We start from the raw sequence: 12668 nt of genomic DNA, 5'->3' as shown, positions 1-12668 counted from the left end.
TGCGGGTGCAGTCCTTTTTTACGTAATATCTTCTAAAATAAGTTCTTTTTCTTGGTTCGAAATAAATGATCGCTGTGTAAACACGCGGTATTCATTTTCTCTTGTTTTATCTAAAATGGCTTTATAAAAGTGAGCAGCTGCTTTCACTGGTATACGTGAATAGAGCGGGAATTCATGAAGATGGTCAAAAAACTCCTCGTAGTATGCCTCTGCCTCAAAGGCAATGTACTCCCATACGTGCTGAAATGCTTGATTGATAATGCCTTCTTGCAATTCTTGCTCTGTATATCCGAATTGATCCATGACTTGCTTTGGCAAATAAATGCGGTCTCTTTCAGCCTTATCCTCGCCAATGTCACGAAGAATATTGGTCAGCTGCATGGCAATCCCTAATGAAATCGCTGCTTCTTTTAGCTGTTCTTTTTTACGCGGTGCAATAATAGGAAGCAGCATAAGTCCAACGGTACTAGCAACATGGTAGGAATAAATGAGCAGTTCATCTAACGTTTCATATCGGTGCTGCTCTAAATCCATCTCCTGACCTTGGAGCAAGTCACGGAACGGGGCTTCATCCATACGAAACTCTTGAAATGTATGTGCTAGCGCCACCCACATCGGATCATTCCGATCTACCTCACCTTGTAAAAATCGATCAAACGTCTCTCGAAAGGAGGCAAGCTCCTCTTTTGGCGAGGGGGACTCATCTACAATATCATCTGCTCTCCGGCAAAAGGAATACACGGCCCAGACGGCCTGTCTTTTCTTTTTAGGCAGCATGGAAAAGGCACGGTAAAACGTTTTAGAATGGGTTTGAATCGTCTCCTCACACAATTTCAATGCTGTTTGTACATCAACCACTTAGCTTCACTTCCTTTCTGTCATTCAAATCTTTTAACAGCACAGACGCCATCAGCTTCGCACTTTGCATCACGATCGGCACTCCGCCACCAGGATGGATGGAAGCACCTACCGCATAAAGATTATCGGTCTCAGCTGCCTTCACTTGCGGGCGGAACACACCTGATTGAAATAAGTTAGGCGCAAGTCCAAAGCTGCCACCTTCAAACAATCCTTCTCGCAAGGAATCATTTGGTGTTCTGATTTTTTTCCAGACAATCGACTCTCGCAATCTTGGAAAGCCTCTTTTCTCAAGACGATCGACCATTTTCTCTACAAAATCTGTCTCCTCTTCCCAGTTGATATGATCTCCTGAGGGAACGGGAATCAGCATATATAAAACACTACAACCTTCCGGGGCAAGAGATGGATCAATGATCGATGGATTAAATGTATAAAACGACGGATCTTGAGGGATCGTCTTCGTTTGAAAAACCTCTTTCATATGCTGATCAAAGTGTTCGCCCATAAAGAATTGATGCACAGGCGCATCATGGTACATTTTGTTTAACCCGAGATACACCATTACACAGCCAGAGGACGGCACGTATTTTCGCCGATCTTGTTCGTCTAAACCAAGCTGTTTTAACGCAGCTGGATAATCTCCGTTGATGACAAAGGCATCAGCTGCTATATGGGCGTCACTGACTTTTGCTTTAACCACGCGCTTCCCATCAAACTCTAGCTCCGTGACTTCGACATTTTTTCTCACATGCACACCCATTTTCATGAGTTGCCCTTCCAATATATCTACTAAACTCGCATAGCCGCCTTTTAAATAGTAGATTCCATGTGCGTGCTCACTATATGAAACAAGCGAATATATAGCAGATGCTTCATATGGATTTCCTCCGACATAGAGGGTTTGAAGTGCATATGCATCTCGCAGGCGTTCGTCTGAGAAATACTTTTTCAGGGCACTTTGAACCGTGCGATACGCCTTTAATTTCATTAAAATTTTCATGTTTGCTTTTGTAAAAAATGTACGCTTTTCATGAAATGATTTCTCTAGAAAAGCTTGTTGTCCTTCTTGAAACCGGTCTGTCATTTCTTCCATAAACCTTAGGAATCCTTGATCTTCCTTTGGAAATACACGTCTGATTTCCTCTAGCTGACGAAATGCATCGGAGTACTTCGTGTAGGAGGTTCCATCTTGAAATTGAATCGTATACAGCGGATCAAGCTGCAAAAGATCAAGAGATGCTTCGTCAATTCCTACCTCATGTAAAATACCTTTTAACATATCTGGAAGTAGGACAATGGTTGGACCTTCATCTACTTTATATCCCTTCTCACTTACAAAAGCAAGTCTTCCGCCAAGTCGCTCGTTTTTTTCGATAAGCGTAACATCATGTCCCGCTTTTTTTAAATAAAGTGCTGAGATCATCCCGCCAATACCGCCACCTGCAATCAATATATGTTTTGTCATGAGGCGCTCCCCTTTTCTTGTTGCGGCAATGTTTTGTGCGTATGTTTCTCTTTTGAAAGAATCGCATTTGTCGTGATGCGTGCTGATTCTAAAATGGTCGGCAGTCCGCTTCCTGGGTGCGTTCCTCCTCCTACGAGCCAGCAATGATCCAATTCATCAAATTCATTGTGCGGCCTTAGGACCATCATCTGCGTCAGCTGGTGGCCAAGGTTAAATGTGGCTCCTTCGTATACGTAAAGGTCTTCCTCCCATTGCTTCGGTGTAATCATCCGCTCGACTTCTATATGCTGCCTTACATTCTTAAAACCGGTTTTTCGCTCCAGTGTATTCAGTACAAGTTCTCTGAATTCATCTTGATGCGCTTCCCAGTCAATGCCGCTTTGATTGTTGGCAACAGGTGCCAATACATAAAGAGCTGACTTTCCTTTTGGCGCAAGTGAGTCATCTGTGACACTAGCATTTTGAATATAAATAGATGGATCATCTGGCAGCTCATATGTTTTCGTAATGCCTTTGACGAATTGCGCATAATCATCGGAAAATACGATGGTATGATGCGGCTCCTCATATATGGTATCTAATCCTAAATAAAGCATAAAGGTGGAGCATGAGAATTTTTTCTTTTTTAATTTTTTCTCGCTATATTTCTTTAAAAGTCCTGGCTCTACAAGCTTTGTCATCACATGTGCAAAGTCTCCATTTACGACAACCTCATCTGCCTGTATTTCTTCCCCAGATTCTAAGCGAATGCCTTTTACCTTCCTGCCTTCTGTCAGCAGTTTTTCGACGCCGGCTGACAGATGAATCGTTGCTCCAGCTTCAACCGCCGCTTTTGCCATCGCTTCTGACAGCTGATTGACCCCGCCCTTCGGATGGAACACACCTGTGTCATGCTCCATAAATGATAGAATGGAGAAAGCACCAGGGCACTCCCACGGTGACATACCTAAATACTTTGATTGAAATGTAAACGCATATTTCACTGATTCATTTGAGAAATAATCTGACAGCACATCATATAAACTCTTATTCAATGAAAGCTGCGGAAGTGCTTTGAGCACCTTTGGACGCAAATAATGATGAAAACGATCCATTTTACTTTGTAAAATAGGTGTAAGCCGATCCATTTTTCGCTTCGTATCGTTCATAAATCGAATATACCCTTCGCCCTCTCCAGTTGCAAAGGCTTCTAACCGTCTATACATTTCATCACGATCTCGTATCATATCTAGCTGATCGTCTTGAAAAATCAATCTATACATTTCTTTTAATTCGATCACATCAATATAGTCATAAAGATTTTTACCAGCAAAGGTAAACAGCTCCTCTGCAATATGAATCATGCTGAGAAAGGTAGGACCCGTATCAAACGTGAAATCACCCAGTTGAAACTTAGCGTTTCGTCCGCCGATAAAGGGCTGCTTTTCGTATACATGAACGTCATGTCCTTTGCTTTGAAGCATCATAGCTGCCGCAAGTCCCCCTGGTCCTGCTCCGATCACAATGATTTTCATTATCCTTTTTCCTCCAAATTAATTCACTTTAAGTTAATTATACAAATGAGAAAGATTAGATCAACTTTCGATGTGCTCTATTCGTCTCATGTTATGTATCAAAAAAAGCCGGCTTCCCTTCAACAAATGTAAGAAAGCCGACCCTTTATTACGCTTCTATATCAATTCGATACGTTTCAAACCAATGATGAATTTGCGCCAGATGAGCGATTAATTGCGGGCCCTTCATGAGCTGGCCATACCAAGGCACTTGAAAGGAAGCTCCTTCCGTTTCAATCAGCTGCTTTAATTGATTCGGATCTAGAAATTCGTGAAGGACAGAATCTTTTTGCGCAAGGCAGTCTGTTAACATCTCTTTTACAGCCTGGGTATAGGCTGGATGATGTGTTTTCGGGTAAGGACTCTTCTTGCGATAAAGCACTTCATTCGGTAAAATTCCCTCTAATGCTTTCCGTAAAACCCCTTTTTCACGATTTCCATGCATTTTCATTTCCCAAGGAATATTCCATACATATTCGACAAGACGATGGTCCGCAAATGGTACACGTACCTCAAGACTCGCCCCCATACTCATTCGGTCTTTTCGATCTAGCAGCGTTGTCATAAACCAGACCATATTTAAGTAAAAAAGTTCTCTCCGGGCTTTATCTACTCCAGTTTCTCCATCTAAAAGAGGCGTTTCAGCCACGGTTTCTTCATATTTGCTTTGTGCATATTCTTTTAGTGACAGCTTCTTTTGCCACGAGTCTTGTAAGAGCTGCGTTCTAGCTTCCGTCGATCTCATCCAAGGAAAACCATTCGTTTCATTTGCCGAATGAAACCAAGGATAGCCTCCAAAAATTTCATCCGCACATTCACCTGACAAACCAACCACAAAGTCCTTTTTAATTTCTCGGCAGAACCAAAGCAAGGAAGAATCAATATCTGCCATACCCGGTAAGTCTCGGACCTCAACCGCTTCCTTTAAATAAGCAGCCAGCTCCTTTTGTCCAATGATGCAGCTGTGATGATTCGTTTGAAACGCCTTGGTCATGTGGTCAATCCATGGACCGTCCGCATTTGGCTGGAATTGACTTGCTTCAAAGAATTGATCATTCCCTTCGTAGTCAACCGAATACGTATGAAGCGGTGCTTTCCCTATTTTCTCAAAGTGCTTAGCGGCAATGGCGGTAATGGCACTCGAATCAACGCCCCCCGATAAAAATGTACAAACAGGCACATCAGAGACGAGCTGCCTTGTGACGGCATCTGTAAAGAGATCCTTGACGTGCTGTGCTGTGTCATCGAGCGAGTCCGTATGCGCCTTGCTTTTGACATTCCAGTATCTCCACACACGCAATCCGTTTTTTGAAAAGGTCAAGGCATGAGCAGGTCTCAGCTCTTTTACCCCTTTAAACACTCCTTGCCCTGGTGTTCTAGACGGTCCTAAACCAAAAATCTCCGATAATCCCTCATGATCGACTTTTGCTTTCATATCAGGGTGAGCAAGAAGCGCTTTGATTTCTGAACCAAATAAAAAGGAATGATGACGTTCTGTATAGAAAAATGGCTTGACGCCGAGCCGGTCTCTCCCTGCAAATAATAATTCACGCTCACTATCCCAAATCGCAAATGCAAAAATACCATTAAAATGGGTCACACACTCTTCCTTCCATTCTGTGTAGGCGTGAAGAAGTACCTCTGTATCAGAATGCCCAAGAAAGCGGTGGCCCCTTTTTAACAATTCTTTTCTTATATCCTCTGTGTTATAAAGCTCTCCATTGTATACAACGGTATAAGCATGGTTTTGATGTGTATATGTCATCGGCTGTTTTCCGCCTTCTACATCTACAACCGCTAATCTTTTATGCCCAAATAGAACGTGCTCACTTTTCCACGTATTTGTATCGTCTGGCCCTCTTTTAGATAATGTATCTGTCATTTGATTGATTACATGGTCCTGTTGGATGAGCTGCTTTTTAAAGTCTGCCCAGCCTGTTATTCCACACATCATCATCAGCTCCCATCCGTTTTTCCTCAAGTGTTCTCATTCAGCCTTTCTTAGTTTATGCATCGTCTCCTTGATAGTTGATTTGTCCTTTTTTCTCGGGCGTATAGGACAAGCATGATTTGGTAAGAAAAGAAAGAGGAAAGGAGCGTCTGCAAATGGAAAAACGAATGAGGCAGCTTGAACGCTACAGCCGAAGATGGTGTAGCGGGTATTTACTCATTGAAAAAGGGCATTGTCTGATTGAAGATGAAGAAGGAGAAATCATGCTACCAGAAAGTCTTCAAAGCACGATGATCTGTTTGAAGGATAATGACAGGTGGACAAAAGGGGAACTGCTCGGCTCCATGATCCTTCATGAAAGTGGACAGCTATTAGAGGTACAAGGCGGTGAAGAGATTCAATATACGGCATCACTTGCGAAAGGATGGCTTGACCTCCTGATGTTCGTTCCTGAAAACGTCTTTTATGAAATCATTGCACAGGTAGAGCAGCTTGGCTTTTCTGTCTACGATTGTGTTTTCTCTTCCTTTCATTCTTTTCAACGAGTTTCTTTCTTTCAGTTTTCGACAGATACACAATCACTTGCCCTTCAATGTCACCACGACTCCGCCGCAGGTCAAATTCGTTTTGAATGGACCACTTCTGACGGTCACCGGTCAGTTTCGCAATTTGAAGGCATATAAAAAGGACACTGCTTCGTATAAGCAATGTCCTTTTTATGTTAAAAGATATGGAAACCGATTGGCAGACGTAACCCGAGAAGAATGGTCACAATCGCGAGTACGATAAAACCAATCAATACACCAGTCACCGATTTTCCTTTTTTCTTGCGTACAAGAACCATTTCCATGAAGCCGATCACAAGGATACCGAAAATCATTTTACCGATATACTCGCCACCGAAACCTGGAATCTTCATTCCTGTGCGAACATACAGCTCTACGCCTGTGGCGATAATGATCAAGTACAATAGTCTGACAATCATGTGCACAATTTTAGCACCTTTGTCGTTTTTACCTGCTAGAGCAAAGGCCACGAAGAATAAAATAATTCCTAGCACCCATGCTGTAATATGTAAATGCGTTCCCATCTGTTATTTCCCCCTTTATCAGAACAATTACCTTCTCATCGTACCACGAAATAAGTCGAACACAAAGCGACAATCCTGTGTCATCTCACTCTTTATTTGACGCGATTTGATAGCGTCCCAATCGGTTCAATCGTGATGTCGATTCGATCCCCTGAAGCTAAAAATTTAGGCGGTTCAAAGCCTTTGCCAACCCCAGAAGGTGTTCCCGTTGCAATGATGTCACCAGCTTCTAGTGTCATCCCTTTTGAAAGAGTAGACACAATGTTCTCGATGGAGAAAATCATTAATTCTGTACTTGCAGACTGGCGAACCTCTCCGTTAACCTTTGTTTCCACATGGAGCGCGCCGTGATCCTCGATCACAGACTTATGTACAATATAAGGTCCTATCGGGCAGGTTGTATCTAAGCTTTTCCCTATAAAAAATTGTTTGTGTTTTTTCTGTAAATCTCTTGCCGTTACGTCATTTAAAATGGTGTAACCAAATAGATAATCATGGACTTCTTCAGGTGCAATATTCTTCCCTGATTTGCCCATCACGATCGCAAGCTCTCCTTCATAATCCAGTTCACTCGTCACATCTTCATGAAGGAGGATATCCGCTTCATGTCCAACGACTGAAGTAGGTGCCTTTGTAAAGATCATCACATCTTTAGGAATATCCGCTACACTTCCCATCTCCATGACATGATCTTGATAATTCTTTCCAACACACATAATGTTTTTAGCTGGCTTTGGAATCGGCGCATGGAGTTTCACGTCCGACAGCGGATAAACATAAGAACCGCGATCCTCTTCTTTTTTCTCAGCCCAGTCAAGGAGCTGTTTGACATGCTCAACAAACTTGTCCCCCATATGAATACATTCAGCTAAAGAGTTTGGCAGTGTCTCAAGCTCAAATAATTTGGCTTCTGCCTTTTTGACGTCCATGACCCATTCATCATCAATGACTACCCCGATAAACATCCTGCTATGTATCTCACCTGTAAAAAACTTCATGTTTTCCCCTCACAATCTTCATTTCACTAAGTGATGATGTCTCATTTTATTTCTCTATGAAATAAAAAAAACCCTTTTTTATCATACTCTCTTTTAAAAAGGGTTTCAAAAAAGATGATCTGATGTTTAGCGGTAGCGGCGATACTCCCACATGTTCCCTTGATCCCATTTACGATCAACATTTCCTCTGCTGCGGGAATGATGCTTTTTCTTTCCACATCTTTTGCAAGAGCGACTGCTTCTATGGTGATGAGATCGCTTAGATCGATGGCTGCGGCGCGACTTGCGGCTCTTCTTATGATGCGATCTGTGCTTGCTGCGATGTGACTTGCGGCAGCTCTTCTTATGATGCGATCTGCATTTGCTGCGGTGTGACTTGCGGCAGCTTTTCTTATGATGGGATCTGTGTTTGCTGCGACATGACTTTTTCGGTTCGCTCTTTTTGCTTCTGCAAGATTTCTTGCTTTTATATGACTTTTTACTCTTCATGCTTTTCTTCGAGCGATAACTTTTCTTTGAACGATGGCTTCTGTAGCTTTTTTTACTGCGACATGATTTACGGCGTCCACCACCGCCAAAGAACCAATGACCGCGATTTGAATGACGAGAACGAGCTGACTTATGCGATCGTCTCGATTCTGGCTCACGATCTAAGTGATGATCACGTCCTTCACTTCGAAGTGAATCCACTGCATGTTCAATATGTGAATGATCAAATGTGCTCACGAACGATTCCCCTCCCAGTCTATACTTTGACAAAACAAACAGATCAAACTGTTTATCTTCTCTGCTTTATGTTACGAGACTTGGTAGACAAGTGTTCTTGGCGGATGCCCCTTTCTTTTAAAACTCCATGAATACCTAACAAACGGGTACAGGACATTCCTTCATTTTCATATCGTAAAGAAGAGCATATGAGGAGGATGAACGCATGACTACAGAACCTTTAAAGCAAATGGATATTTGGATTCATCCAAAGGACCTGATTGAATTAAGAAAAGACATATGGAACGACGAACCTGTTGAGGCCATTTTGAAAACCGGCCAGATCAAATCGCACATTTATGCTTCATACCGAGGGTCTCATATTAGGAAACTTAAGAAAAAGTCCTATCAAATTGAATATCGAAAGCCAAAGCAAAGACAAGGCGAATCCATCTTTCATTTAAATGCGGAGTACAATGACCCTTCGTTTATCCGAAACAGGCTGTCCTTTTATTTCTTTGAGCAAATGGGCGTGCTAAGCCCTGCTGCGTCTCATGTGTTTCTCACTATAAACGGAAGAAAAGAAGGCATTTATTTAAAAATAGAATCCGTCGATGAGCACTTTTTTCAGAAAAGACAGCTTTCAGGAGGCGGCATTTATTATGCAGTCGATGACGACGCCAACTTTTCCCTTTTGAGTTCATTTGATAAAAAGCCAAAAAAACACCTTCTCCTCGGGTACGAGAAAAAAACAGGGACTTCTCAACATGATCAGCAGCTAAGTGAATTTATTTACTTTCTCAACACAGCGAAAGATGACATATTTGCAGAAAAGATTGAGCATTACCTAGATGTGACCCAGTATTTCCGCTGGCTCATTGGTGTTGTGTGCACACAAAACTTTGACGGCTTTGTCCATAACTACGCTCTTTATGTGAATGAACAAGGCAGGTTCCAAGTGCTTCCTTGGGATTATGATGCGACATGGGGCCGTGACATTCATGGAGAAGAAATGGCGTTTGATTATATTCCAGTAAGCGGCTTTAATACTTTAACTGCTAGATTACTAGATATCCCTTCGTTTAAGAGAGCCTATTACACGCTTTTCCAGCACGTACTCGATACACATTTTTTAGAAGACCGGCTTTGTCCAATTATTGAAAAATGGCATGCTTCTATTGAAAACCGAATCGGAGATGATCCTTATACGAGAAATAGAAAAGACATCCTACAATCAGAACGAGAGGTCATCCGGCAGTATATCAACAAAAGACGACGTTATTTACAGGCTGAAATAAGAAAAGAGAGAGATCGCACGTAAGGACGCTTTCGAATTTTGTCACTTTATTACTCATATTGACGAAACAACTTTTTTTATAGAAAAATAGGGTATACTAACCATATCCTTCTATTTGATAAAAAATGTGAGAGTTGGCGTCCGTTATGATCAATTATGAAATTGAACAAAAAAGATTACATTTAATTGAGACCGCAAAAAAATTCGGGATGAATGCCGAAGAAACCATCAGGTGCAGTCAAGAGCTTGACACACTCTTAAATAAAGGCATCAAATACACCTCGAATGAATGCTCTAAAAAAGGGTAAACCATACACCTCATTCCTCTCATCAAAAGCTTTCAAAAAGACAATCACACATTAAAAGACCCATCATAAGCTATGGTGAAACGCCCAAAAACAAAGTGCCTTATTTTTATAAAGGATGTGCACCGCTATGCCGGCTATTGTTGGAGCCTTTAAAGTAAATGCCGTCGGAACGAGCGGAGTCGTTCATGTTGGAGACTGCATCACCATTTCTCCAAATAGTCAGGTTAAAACGTTTGCTGGCGCAGGCAGTTTTAACACTGGTGATCAATTGCGCATTAGCAACTATAAAAGTGTGACAAATACGTACGACAGTGATGTCATTGATCAACCGCTTGTTGGTAACTTGTAAGGAGTGAGAATCCGTTGAACTTCTATATTAATCAAGCGATACAAATTAATTATTTGCGTGTAGAGTCTGTCAGTAACTCCTCTGTGCTGCAAATTGGGAGCGCTGGTTCAATTAAAGCTCTTTCTAATCTGTATAACACGGGCAGCTACGTAGAAGCAGCACCTGCCGCAGCAGGCACACAAGGAATTGAAGAATCCCAAGGCGCAAGCACAGCACCTTTTGTACCGCTTCAGTCACCAACAACTTAAGTTCATCTGCAATCCCCGGAGGTGTATGTCAATGTATGACTATCAAAGCAACGCTTCACAAGTGTATGGCATCATTCAAAAACAAACACAACAAATCATGATGCTTGAAAAAAGGCTTAACGAACTTCAGCAGGAAATGCAAATGATCAAGGATAAACCGACAACGACGATTGAACGGATTGATTATCAATTTGATCAACTGAAAATCGAGCGGCTGGAAGGTACGCTGAATATCGGCCTCAATCCATCTGATCCAAACAGTGTTCAAAACTTTGAAGTGGGCCAAACAACAACCCCGGGCATTGGAATGATGCAGCAAGAAACGGCTGATCAATTTTTCAATCAAACACGCCAGCTTGTCGACGCATTCTTAAATGAAGAAGCGCCAGAACTTCTTGAAGAGCTGGAGCAGCGATATGAAGGGTCCCTGGATGAAAGCAACAAACACCACATCATTGAGGACATCCGAAAGCAAATTGACAGCAGAATCAAATACTATGCAGGACAGCTCCCGCACCGGGAAGATATGACTCCGCTGCAGCGTTCAGAGCAAATTGCTGAATATGTGAAGCATGATGTTAAACGAGCGATTGAGCACTTCTTAGCCCATATTCCAAATGAAACGAAAGGAGAGGAAAACGGATGAATTTCACAGTCGTCAACCGCAACATCGAGACCGGAAGCATTAAAGTAGTTGGGGTTTCGTCCTCCTCCCTATTTATCATCGGGGACACAGATCATGTACAATTATCCTCCATTTTTGATACACCGCCAGAATCTTTGATCATTGGCCCGTTTGTTCCTCTAGCACCTCGATAATGATTAAGCGCACATCTCAAGTGAAGTTCTCGAAGGTGAATTCTGTCGGGATTTCGAGTGTCGTTCAAATTGGTGATACACAGGAGCTATGCCCGAAGGTCAAGGTGTTAGCTGTTCAACGGACGCTTAGTTTGTTTTATGGCTATGAAGCAGAAAACTTAAATGCGAAAGAATTTGAAGTATATTTTGAGCCGATTCCATTGATGCTGCCAGAACGATCAGTTAGAACGGCATTTTACCATGAAAAGCCTGTGATTAAAGTTTCTTCGATACATGTAGAAGGGGTATCATCGTCCTCTGTCTATCAAATCGGCTCTACTTGTAGAATGAATGCCGTTGCGCGAGTGAAGCATATTCGAGAGTTATTTAGCAACGACGAAAGTCCGCCAAACTCACAAGTGGACCTACCTGCGCATATGATGGTGATATGACTTCGAATAAAGGATGTCGATTATGCCAGCAATTGTCGGACCCATTTACATTAACTCTATTTCTGGAGGCGTCGTAAACGTCGGTGACTCATTTTACCTTTCACCTAAAAGTTCGTCAAAATCTGCTTTAGGCTCTGGAGCGGGGAATACCGGAGATTTCTTGATATTAAATAATGGCATTAGCGCCACCAACTATGTGGATCCTGACTTAAATGATCAGAATATGGTAGGCAATGCATAAAGCAGCTCCTCTACAGTCATTTCATGAGAGGAGCGCTTTTTATGCTTATTTTTTTCTACGTTGTCTCGATTTTTTTGTTTTAACCAGCTTGCTTGCCGGCTGTTTTCGAATCCATTTGATGTACGAAGCAAGCTTTTCATCCTGCCTTAGTGCATCAAGTGTGTTCAAGCGCACGGCAAGCTCCTGGTTTGTAAAGAGGGCATGCACTTGTTTATGGCAGGGGATACACAGGAAGCCAGTCGGTAAAAAAGCCCCACCTTCTTCTCTTGGTGTTAAGTGGTGTTCTGTGAGCAGGACATGTTGTCTTCCGCACAGCTCACATAATCCAATGGTTTGCTTTGCCACCCTGTCA

General features: G+C 42.3%; 16 protein-coding genes. 9 read left to right on the top strand and 7 right to left on the bottom strand.

Features of this window, described 5'->3' with window-relative positions:
* Positions 1–18: 18 nt before the first annotated feature.
* The 4 genes from MHB83_RS10295 to asnB form a co-directional block, all read right to left on the bottom strand.
* Positions 19–858, bottom strand: coding sequence for a phytoene/squalene synthase family protein (locus tag MHB83_RS10295; RefSeq protein WP_050945342.1), 840 nt, complete (start codon positions 856–858; stop codon positions 19–21).
* Positions 851–2326: a phytoene desaturase family protein gene (crtI, locus tag MHB83_RS10290; protein WP_339161709.1), complete on the bottom strand. Its 1476-nt coding sequence runs from the start codon at positions 2324–2326 to the stop codon at positions 851–853. Before crtI (MHB83_RS10290) ends, MHB83_RS10295 begins: the two co-directional genes overlap by 8 nt.
* A complete protein-coding gene (crtI, locus tag MHB83_RS10285) occupies positions 2323–3840 on the bottom strand; it encodes a phytoene desaturase family protein (RefSeq protein ID WP_137054812.1) in 1518 nt (505 codons plus the stop codon). The genes crtI (MHB83_RS10290) and crtI (MHB83_RS10285) overlap by 4 nt, the downstream gene beginning before the upstream one ends.
* A 148-nt stretch (positions 3841–3988) precedes the next feature.
* Entirely contained in the window at positions 3989–5830 is a 1842-nt protein-coding gene (gene asnB / locus MHB83_RS10280) for an asparagine synthase (glutamine-hydrolyzing) (RefSeq protein WP_106029939.1), read from the bottom strand.
* 155 nt (positions 5831–5985) lie between these two features.
* Here asnB and MHB83_RS10275 point away from each other — a divergent pair, with 155 nt between their 5' ends.
* Positions 5986–6513, top strand: a complete 528-nt coding sequence (locus MHB83_RS10275; protein WP_342496293.1) for a DUF2777 family protein — start codon at positions 5986–5988, stop codon at positions 6511–6513.
* A gap of 38 nt (positions 6514–6551) precedes the next feature.
* Here the strand turns inward: MHB83_RS10275 and MHB83_RS10270 are convergent, their stop codons facing one another.
* Together MHB83_RS10270 and MHB83_RS10265 are read right to left on the bottom strand one after the other, a co-directional pair.
* A complete protein-coding gene (locus MHB83_RS10270) occupies positions 6552–6920 on the bottom strand; it encodes a YisL family protein (RefSeq protein WP_003212021.1) in 369 nt (122 codons plus the stop codon).
* 92 nt (positions 6921–7012) lie between these two features.
* The gene (locus MHB83_RS10265; protein ID WP_050945352.1) at positions 7013–7918 is read right to left on the bottom strand and encodes a fumarylacetoacetate hydrolase family protein; all 906 of its coding nucleotides are present in this window, start codon (positions 7916–7918) and stop codon (positions 7013–7015) included.
* Positions 7919–8849: 931 nt separating this feature from the next.
* Between MHB83_RS10265 and MHB83_RS10260 the strand changes: the two genes are divergently transcribed.
* The 8 genes from MHB83_RS10260 (at position 8850) to MHB83_RS10225 (ending at position 12316) form a co-directional block, all read left to right on the top strand.
* Positions 8850–9944 carry a CotH kinase family protein gene (locus tag MHB83_RS10260; protein WP_106029935.1) on the top strand — a complete coding sequence of 365 codons (1095 nt, stop codon included), beginning with the start codon at positions 8850–8852 and terminating at the stop codon, positions 9942–9944.
* Positions 9945–10066: 122 nt separating this feature from the next.
* Complete coding sequence (locus tag MHB83_RS10255) at positions 10067–10228, top strand: aspartyl-phosphate phosphatase Spo0E family protein (RefSeq protein ID WP_012009503.1); 162 nt, start codon at positions 10067–10069, stop codon at positions 10226–10228.
* A gap of 127 nt (positions 10229–10355) precedes the next feature.
* Positions 10356–10577: a spore germination protein gene (locus tag MHB83_RS10250; RefSeq protein ID WP_003211745.1), complete on the top strand. Its 222-nt coding sequence runs from the start codon at positions 10356–10358 to the stop codon at positions 10575–10577.
* Between the two features lie 14 nt (positions 10578–10591).
* The gene (locus MHB83_RS10245) at positions 10592–10825 is read left to right on the top strand and encodes a spore germination protein GerPB (protein WP_003210877.1); all 234 of its coding nucleotides are present in this window, start codon (positions 10592–10594) and stop codon (positions 10823–10825) included.
* A 31-nt stretch (positions 10826–10856) separates the two neighbouring features.
* Positions 10857–11471 carry a spore germination protein GerPC gene (locus MHB83_RS10240; protein WP_003211179.1) on the top strand — a complete coding sequence of 205 codons (615 nt, stop codon included), beginning with the start codon at positions 10857–10859 and terminating at the stop codon, positions 11469–11471.
* Positions 11468–11644 carry a germination protein GerPD gene (locus tag MHB83_RS10235; RefSeq protein WP_003210893.1) on the top strand — a complete coding sequence of 59 codons (177 nt, stop codon included), beginning with the start codon at positions 11468–11470 and terminating at the stop codon, positions 11642–11644. The genes MHB83_RS10240 and MHB83_RS10235 overlap by 4 nt, the downstream gene beginning before the upstream one ends.
* Positions 11644–12075, top strand: a complete 432-nt coding sequence (locus MHB83_RS10230) for a spore germination protein GerPE (protein ID WP_050945359.1) — start codon at positions 11644–11646, stop codon at positions 12073–12075. Before MHB83_RS10235 ends, MHB83_RS10230 begins: the two co-directional genes overlap by 1 nt.
* A gap of 22 nt (positions 12076–12097) precedes the next feature.
* Positions 12098–12316, top strand: a complete 219-nt coding sequence (locus MHB83_RS10225) for a spore germination protein (RefSeq protein ID WP_003211468.1) — start codon at positions 12098–12100, stop codon at positions 12314–12316.
* A gap of 45 nt (positions 12317–12361) precedes the next feature.
* Here the strand turns inward: MHB83_RS10225 and MHB83_RS10220 are convergent, their stop codons facing one another.
* The gene (locus tag MHB83_RS10220; RefSeq protein WP_268458930.1) at positions 12362–12661 is read right to left on the bottom strand and encodes an HNH endonuclease; all 300 of its coding nucleotides are present in this window, start codon (positions 12659–12661) and stop codon (positions 12362–12364) included.
* Positions 12662–12668 lie beyond the last annotated feature (7 nt).

The sequence above is a fragment of the Bacillus sp. FSL K6-3149 genome (assembly GCF_038630515.1).
GTDB classification, from domain to species: domain Bacteria; phylum Bacillota; class Bacilli; order Bacillales; family Bacillaceae; genus Bacillus; species Bacillus pumilus.
Note: the sequence above shows the minus strand (reverse complement) of the source record. Positions and strands in the feature narration are given on the sequence as shown.

Coding starts and splice junctions, on each gene's coding strand:
- crtI (WP_339161709.1), bottom strand. CDS start 2,326: ATGACAAAACATATATTGATTGCAGGTGGCGGTATTGGCGGGATGATC.
- crtI (WP_137054812.1), bottom strand. CDS start 3,840: ATGAAAATCATTGTGATCGGAGCAGGACCAGGGGGACTTGCGGCAGCT.
- asnB (WP_106029939.1), bottom strand. CDS start 5,830: ATGTGTGGAATAACAGGCTGGGCAGACTTTAAAAAGCAGCTCATCCAA.
- MHB83_RS10275 (WP_342496293.1), top strand. CDS start 5,986: ATGGAAAAACGAATGAGGCAGCTTGAACGCTACAGCCGAAGATGGTGT.
- MHB83_RS10270 (WP_003212021.1), bottom strand. CDS start 6,920: ATGGGAACGCATTTACATATTACAGCATGGGTGCTAGGAATTATTTTA.
- MHB83_RS10265 (WP_050945352.1), bottom strand. CDS start 7,918: ATGAAGTTTTTTACAGGTGAGATACATAGCAGGATGTTTATCGGGGTA.
- MHB83_RS10260 (WP_106029935.1), top strand. CDS start 8,850: ATGACTACAGAACCTTTAAAGCAAATGGATATTTGGATTCATCCAAAG.
- MHB83_RS10255 (WP_012009503.1), top strand. CDS start 10,067: ATGATCAATTATGAAATTGAACAAAAAAGATTACATTTAATTGAGACC.
- MHB83_RS10250 (WP_003211745.1), top strand. CDS start 10,356: ATGCCGGCTATTGTTGGAGCCTTTAAAGTAAATGCCGTCGGAACGAGC.
- MHB83_RS10240 (WP_003211179.1), top strand. CDS start 10,857: ATGTATGACTATCAAAGCAACGCTTCACAAGTGTATGGCATCATTCAA.
- MHB83_RS10235 (WP_003210893.1), top strand. CDS start 11,468: ATGAATTTCACAGTCGTCAACCGCAACATCGAGACCGGAAGCATTAAA.
- MHB83_RS10230 (WP_050945359.1), top strand. CDS start 11,644: ATGATTAAGCGCACATCTCAAGTGAAGTTCTCGAAGGTGAATTCTGTC.
- MHB83_RS10225 (WP_003211468.1), top strand. CDS start 12,098: ATGCCAGCAATTGTCGGACCCATTTACATTAACTCTATTTCTGGAGGC.